Source organism: Streptomyces sp. NPDC050636 (assembly GCF_040654775.1).
Classification (GTDB): domain Bacteria; phylum Actinomycetota; class Actinomycetes; order Streptomycetales; family Streptomycetaceae; genus Streptomyces.
In genome coordinates, this window is sequence record NZ_JBFAIP010000174.1 from 1 (window position 1) to 7,445 (window position 7,445).

At 67.8% G+C, this 7,445-nt stretch carries 2 protein-coding genes and 1 pseudogene; 1 reads left to right on the forward strand and 2 read right to left on the reverse strand.

The annotated features are described in order from the left end of the window. Positions 1–663: 663 nt before the first annotated feature. Together AB0I10_RS39525 and AB0I10_RS39530 are read right to left on the reverse strand one after the other, a co-directional pair. Positions 664–2,751: an FAD-dependent oxidoreductase gene (locus AB0I10_RS39525; RefSeq protein WP_363157587.1), complete on the reverse strand. Its 2,088-nt coding sequence runs from the start codon at positions 2,749–2,751 to the stop codon at positions 664–666. A 3-nt stretch (positions 2,752–2,754) separates the two neighbouring features. Beyond that, positions 2,755–6,204, reverse strand: coding sequence for a prenyltransferase/squalene oxidase repeat-containing protein (locus AB0I10_RS39530; RefSeq protein WP_363157588.1), 3,450 nt, complete (start codon positions 6,202–6,204; stop codon positions 2,755–2,757). Positions 6,205–6,862: 658 nt separating this feature from the next. On the opposite strand from AB0I10_RS39530, the pseudogene AB0I10_RS39535 reads away from it, so the two are divergent. Beyond that, positions 6,863–7,445, forward strand: a pseudogene (locus AB0I10_RS39535) (IS6 family transposase); the annotation flags it as partial.

Consider the following 7,445-nt stretch of genomic DNA (forward strand, 5'->3'; position numbering starts at 1 on the left):
GCACGCTCGGCGATCCCCACTTTCCTCACTTCATCCGCTCTTGAACCAAGTGGGGAATCGGAGCGCACTTGGGGAAAAATGCGGATCCTCATCACTTTGGGGACCTTTCCTGATCTGCGCGCTGCGGCTACGCGGATCGGCCATTTCTCGTTCTCTCGACCGGTGGCCTCGCGCTTGACGATCCGCCCGCCAGCTTCGGCGAGCTCGTCCAGGAGCTGTTCCGTAACAGTCTTGGCTGTTTTCCGTGGAACGGAGTCGGCTCTCTGCGGAACTACTACGTGCGAGGTTTCCTGCGTCCCAGAGACGTGACTTTCGGTGCGGGCGGATTGCTTAGCTCCGGCCTTCCGACTAGATGTTCGGCCTTTGCTGCGAGGCTGATCAGGCGGGTAGGTTCCGTGTTCCAGGTAATGCTGGCCAGCGTTGGTAAGGGTGGCAGACCACTTCCCCTGCCTCCTGGATACTGTGACCAGCCCCCGGTTTTGCAGTGCTTGGCAGCTGAGTTTGTGCGTGGAGCCCTCCCACACGCCGTCAGGGCAACCTTGGCCGACCCAACGCAGGACCTGCCGTTGACGTTCGTTCAGCTGTTGTGGCATGTGAAGCCCCTTGCGTCGGAAGCGCCCGATTGCCCGGTGAACGGGGCTATCCAGCCTGGTCGGGGACTCGTCAGGGGCGCTGGAGGATGAAGTAGAAGGCTTGACCATCGTCGGAGGGCTCGTTGTCACCGATCATGATGCCCATGAGGGTGTCGTGATCGGCCTTCTTGAAGTAGTCGACGACGGGCCTGGCGTCGTAGACGAGCGCGGTGGTCACGTCGTTGCGGAAGGGGAGCATCACCAGCCTCCCGCCGCCTCCGGACGCCTCGGTCTCGGAGTACAGATGGCCGTGCTCGTCGCGGCAGATCAGTGGCTGGACGTCAACGGGCGAGTTAAACCTCTTGCCGTACCAGCGCAGATTCCGCAGGCGGCGTTCGGCAGAGTGGCCGGTGTTGAGGGGAGAGCCGCGCCAGGCTCCGAGGATCTGGTCCGGGCGGACGGGGTCCAAGGCTTCCCACAGGGCGTCGAGTTCCGTGGGGTCGGTGAGTGCGTGGCTTTCCCCGAGGTGGGTGAGCCGATCGCGGGACTGCACGGTGCTCTTCGCGATGGGCCTTTGGGCCGATGCCGTTGGGAGGATGGTCCCGGCGGATGCTGTGACTGTGGGCATGCTGAGGCCTCTGATCAGGTCGGCGGCCTTCTCGGCGACCATGATGGCCGCGGCGTTGGTGTTGCCGCGGGGTACGAAGGGCAGGACCGAGGCGTCCGCCACCCGCAGGTTCTCGATGCCGAGGATGTGCAGCCGTGTGTCGACAACGCTGCCGATGGCGCAGGTCGAGGTGGGGTGGTAGGTGCTGCATCCGGTGCTTCGGATGAAGGTCTCGATGGCGCTGTCGGTGTCGGAATCCGGAACGAGGTGGGGGCGGCCGCCGCGGGTGCGGAGAGCGGGCCGGTGGGCGATGTCGAGTGCGAGCCGGACGCCCTGCACGGCGGTTCTCATCTCGCCTGCGCTGCTGAGGAAGTTGTTCAGGATGCGTGGCTTGTGGTCGGGAGCGGCCGAGCGGAGGGTCACGCGGCCTCGGCTTGCCGGGTTGATGGAGGAGGTGAGGACGGTGTAGGCGTCTGAGTGGACGCCGCCGAGTCCTTCCTGGTGGAACAGCGAGTGCGACAGGTGGAGCTGGATGTCCGGGGCCGGCAGGTCGGCGGCGCTGCGGAAGAAGCCGCCGGATTCGCTGCCGTTGGAGGTCATGGGGCCCCGGCCCTCGTTCCAGGCCATTGCCATGGTGGCAGGGGTGGACTGGGAGTGAAGGGTCTGCTCGTGACTGAGCCAGGTCAGGGGTACCGCGAGGTGGTCCTGGAGTCCGTGGCCGACAGGCAGGTCCTGATGTGGGGGGATGCCGTGGGCCGCGAGGTCCGCTGCGGGGCCGATGCCGGAGAGCAGCAGCAGGTGAGGCGAGTTATAGGTGCCGGCGCAGACGACGATCTCCTGCGCGGCTGCGACGGTGAGTTCCTGTCCGCCGCGCTTGATCCGGACGCCGGTCGCCCGGCCTCGCTCAACGAGAATGCGCAGCACGAGTGACTCGGTGAGCACGGTCAGGTTGGGCCGCGCCAGTGCCGGTCGGAGGAAGGCGACGGTGGCGCTGCAGCGACGTCCGTCACGTTGGGTGAGCTGATAGCGCCCGGCTCCGTCCTGGCAGGGGCCGTTGAAGTCGGGGTTGCCGGGGTGTCCGGCCTGTGCGCAGGCGTCGAGGAACGCGTCGGCCAGCGGGTGCCGTGACCGGCCGTCGGAGACGCCGAGCGGGCCGTCCGTCCCGTGGTAGGCGTCCTTGCCGCGTTCGTTGTCCTCCGAGCGGCGGAAGTAGGGCAGGACGTCGTCGTAGGACCAGCCCTCGGCTCCGTCGGCGGCGTAGCTGTCGTAGTCATGGCGATTGCCGCGGATGTAGATCATGGCGTTCTGGGAACTGCACCCGCCCAGGACCAGTCCTCGGGTCAGCGGCAGGCGGCGGCCGTTCAGGGCAGGCTCGGGTTCGCTCCACAGGTTCCAGTCGTACTGGCTCTGGAACAGCCGGCCGTATGCGGCGGGGACGTGGATTTCCCTGGCGTCATCTGGCCCTCCCGCCTCGATGAGTGCGACGTTGACGCTCGGGTCCTCGCTCAGCCGGGCCGCCAGGACGCAGCCGGCCGAACCCCCGCCCACGACGACGTAGTCGTACCAGGTCATCGGCTACTCACCCTCCCATGCGCGGAACAACGCGTCGTGGCTGCCGTCGGCGGGGCGGAACGCGCGCAGCGCGCTCATGCCGAACACGTCGAAGGCCCCATCGGGTCCATGTGCGGACCGCGCGGCGGGCGGGAGAGGAGGGGGGACAGCAGGTGTGCAGCCGGGCAAACGCCCCAGTCGCCTGAGGTCTCCGAGCGCTGTGAGGACGTACAGGTCAGCCATCCCGGGGAAGTTGTAGGGGATGGGGCGGGGGGCGACCTGGTCGGGGACGGAAGTGAAGCCCCCGTCCGGTCGCTGCTGCCTCAGCAGGTAAGTCAACCCCCGGCCACACCAATCGGGGGTGCCCAGGACGGCGGCCGCGCTGAGCGTGTGCGCGCTGCTGATCGGATCGCTGTCGTCGCCGGCGCGTTGGCCCCAGCCACCGTCAGGATTCTGGCTCTGCTCCAGGTAGGCACCAGCACGGTCGTACGCCTGGGCGATGCCGCGTGCGAAGCGCGGCCGGGCCAGCTCGGGGACTCGGTGCAGGGCGTGCAGGACGCGCCGGATGGCATGCGCCTCGCTCAGGCTCCAGCTGCGCTCGTAGGTGCCATCTGGCTTCTGGGCATCGAGGAGGAAGGCTACCGCGGGTTCCAGGGCGTGTGCATAGGTGCTCCACGCCGGGGCGAGCGCAGTGACCGCGTTGGCGGTCATGACGACCTCGGAGGGATGCCCTTGCAGATAGGTGGGGAATCCGCCGTCGCCGTTCGGCATGGCGACGAGATAGTCGGCTCCGTGCGCCAAGGCGGCCTTGTAGCGGTCGGGATCCACGGCTCGCAGGGCCTCGATGACGGCGCCCGCCCCTTCGACGTCGGTCTGACAGACCCGTTCGGTGAACGGCCAGCTGCCGTTGTCGCTCTGCTGGCCGGTGAGGTAGTCGCCGATGCGGCGCAGCAGCAGCGGATCGGCGTCCACCGTGGCCAGCGCAAGACCGGCCAGTGCGCCGAAGAAGACGGTGTAGTCCGGGATGAACGGCAGGCCGCCGTCCGGATTGCGCACCGCCAGGATGGCCTCGATGCCGTCCCGGATCGGTTGACTGCCCGGCGCGAACTCATGGATGGCCAGCAGCGCCATCAGATGTGCGGACACGTTCGCCTCCCAGATGTCCCGTCGGCCTTCGCTGAGGCGACGGACGAGGAATGCGCGGTCTTCTTCGCGGACCAGGTCCGGCCGCCCCTGCCCATGGGCGTTGAGGATCTTCATTGCGCACAGAGTGAGCTCCACCCAGGTGGCGTGGCCGTGGTAGTTGATGGCTGTGACGTCCACGTCCGGGTAGGGCTCGGCGCCGAGCACGGCCAGATAGGTCCTGAGCATTAGCTGCTTGCGGCCCGCGGTGAAGTGGTCGAAGCCGCCGAGCAGCTCTTTCGCGCGGTCCTGTCCTGAGGCCGTGCCGAGGCTGATGTCGGCCAGGTGACGTTCCACGGGATGGAGCAGGGTATCTCGGCGGCGCTCGGCGAGGAATCGTACGAGAGCGTGCTGGACGGCTGGGAGGCGGTCCTCGCGGCGCAGCAGTGCCAGCATCATCGTGGATTCGACGACCCTGCTGTCGCACGCTTCCCGGAAGGCCCCACGGTCGTCGAACGATTGGGCCACGCGTGCGGCGAGCCGGGCGGTGCGCTCGCGGATCGTGAGTTCGCCGAAGTCGTCGTCGGCTGACCCGTCCTGTGTACGGGACAGCGCGGCTCGCACGTGTTGTACCTGAGGCGAGGAGCGCAGGCCGGGGAGCCGGTCGAGCACGCACGACGACCAGGCTCGGCGAAACGCCTCGGTGGACTCGGCCACCAGTGGTGTCCGTCCCGCGACCATCTCGGCGATCCTGCGCTGCAGGTCGTCGGCCAGGACAAGAAGAGAGGAATGGAGGCCGTTGTGCCATTCCTCAGCCGTGACGGACCGGCTTCGCGACCACAGTTCGGCCAGCCCACGCTCCATCGGGTTGACCGGCCTGAGATCGGGCAGGTCTCCCTCCCGGGGCATGAACCGCGACAGGCGGGTCAGGAAGGCGGTCGCGCCGGCCACATCACGGCTGTCCGCGTACCGGGTCGCCACGTAGGCGTCGGCGAACCGCGACCACACGTACCACGCCGCGGCGAGATCCCACTCCGATGCGGCAGTGGTCTCTTGTCCGTTGGTTGCCGATGACAGCAGTGACCTCCACGGCGCGAGGTCGAGGCCGGACAGGTCCTCCTCCCCCCAGACGCCGAACAGCGGGTCGGCCATGCCGACCCCACGAGCCCATGTCAGCGCGCGATGCGCCGCCACCCCGAGACGGAGGCGCTGCTGAGCTTCGCCCACCGCACCGGCCACCAGGGAAGGGTCTGGGGACGATGTCGGAGCCCCACTGCTGGCGCACTCGCTGGTCCCCTTGGCGGACCGATCGGGCATCCACCGCGCAAGCGATGTGCCGAGCCCGGTGGGTCCGCCGAGAACATGGAACGGTGACGGGGCACCCGTCCGGTCAGGTGCGGCGTGCCGTCCCGACTGCCTGTTCCACTGCAGGATTCCGGCAACGAACTCCCTCAGCCCCTGCACATAGCTGAGCACGTCCGCCTGGGCGGACGGCCCAAGGGCCTGATCGGTGACGAGCACCGGCAGCTCGGTGGCGACGATCTCCTCGAACCTGCGCGTTCGAGCGTCCAGGAGGTCCCGGACGATGCCCGATGCCTCCGCCGGTCCGCACCCGAGGAAGCGTTCCACCACGAGGACCAGGTTGTTGACCTCCCCTTCCTCTTCCACCTCCCGCCGGTAGGAGATGAGGTCGTTGTCCAGGCGCACCACGTCGCCGAAGGCATCGTTCAGCGCCCGCACCGGCCCGCTGTCGGAGATCTCTGCCGGAAGCGGCGCTTGGAGCGCCAGCTCCATCAACTCGGCCGCCCACGGACCCCCGTGCCCCTGACGGCGCATGTCGAGATAGCTGACGGGATCGGGCGCCTGACTCTGCCCGTAGTGCACGAGCTCACGCATGTGCTCGTCGAGAACGCCCTGATTACTCTCCCTGAATCGCCGTCGCCAGTCACCGGGCGCCCCAGGAGCCGTACGCGACCACAGATCAGCGAGCCCCCGCTCTGCAGGATCGTCGGAAAGCAGGGCAGCCCCCTGCCCGTCCGCCATCACAGCGGACAACCGCCCGAGAAATGCCTTCCCTCCCACCACGTCACTGCGACGTATATACGACGCGTCGAAGTAGTCATCGAGGAAAAACAGCCACACGTACCAGTCCGTGACCAGGGGAAGCCGATCCGCAGCGGCGTCCGGGTGACACGAGGCGGTCAGCAGGGCATAGTCCGCCGAGTCGAAGGACTCCTCGCTCCAGACGCCCCCGGGCTCCAACATGCCCATGTCGCAAGCCCAGTTCTTGGCGTGATCGCGCGCCACGGCCAGATGAGGACTGATACGAACCAGCGGGGACGCCGGTGCCACGGGGCGCATGATGGATGCTTCCCTTCCTCGGACTCGCTCTCACGGCTTCCGAACCGCCTGCACGGCCTCACAGCCGCGGCAGAGCTCCTCGGCACAGTGCAGTGACCGCAGACCCTCGGTGCCAGACTGATTGACTAACATGCCGATGATCTCTGCGGTGTTGGTGCCAGCGACTTCCCCGGAGCCGTTAACCACTCGAATGAGTGGACATCCCTGCACGCGGGAGGCGGGAGGCGGGAGGCGGGCTGGCCCGCCGACGGGCCCCTTGAGCTGACGGTGGATCAGCTGAGCTGACGGTGGATCAGCGCGCTCAGGAGGGGCTGCCCTGGTGAGTGACCAGGGCAGGATTAGGGCAGAGTGTGCCGGCGCGCCACCGGCAGTACCCGCCCCCACAGCTGCACGCCATCGACCTCGACAGCGTGCGTGCAGCCGGCGCCGCCACGGCAGCGCGCCAGACCGTCGGCCGACTCACCGGCTGCGACAGTGCCGGGTACTGGGTCCACCTCGACGTCGACGCCCTGGACGACGCGATCACGTCCGCCGTCGACTACCGCCTCCCGGAGGGCTGTCCTGGCCGGAGCTGGAAAGCGGGCGTTATCAAGTTGTTTGTGGTCCGTGTGATGGTCTTGGTGTGGGTCGTCGTGGGGTGGGGCTGCCGGTGGGGTCCGAGGTGTCGGTGTCGTGCAAGGGGTACCGGTTCCTGGTGGAGGTGATCGGTCACGCGGTGTGGCTGTATCACCGTTTCCCGCTCTCGTACCGCGAGGTCGAGGAACTCCTCTTCGAACGTGGCATCACCGTCACCTACGAGACGGTTCGCGCCTGGTGCGCGACCTTCGGTCCCGCCTACGCCAAACAGTTGCGCCGGCGACAGCCCCGGCCGGGCGACAAGTGGCCCCTGGACGAGGTGTTCCTCAAGGTCAACGGGCGGATGCGATACCTGTGGCGGGCGGTGGACCAGGGCGGCAACGTCCTTGACATCCTCGTGCAGGACAAGGGGATGCGGCCGCGGCGAAGCGGTTCTTCCGCAAGCTCCTCAAGGACCTCCCGTACGTGCCCCGCGTGATCGTCACGGACAAGCTCCGCAGTTACGGGGCGGCCCATCGGCAGGTGCTGCCCTCGGTCGAGTACCGCACCTCGAAGTACCTGAACAACCGGGCCGAGAACTCCCATCAGCCGACAAGACAACGCGAACGCGCCATGAAGGGCTTCCGATCACGCGGTACGGCGCAGAGATTCCTCGC

Excerpts from the sequence above, each read along its gene's own strand:
- AB0I10_RS39525 (WP_363157587.1), bottom strand. The coding sequence starts at position 2,751 with ATGACCTGGTACGACTACGTCGTCGTGGGCGGGGGTTCGGCCGGCTGC.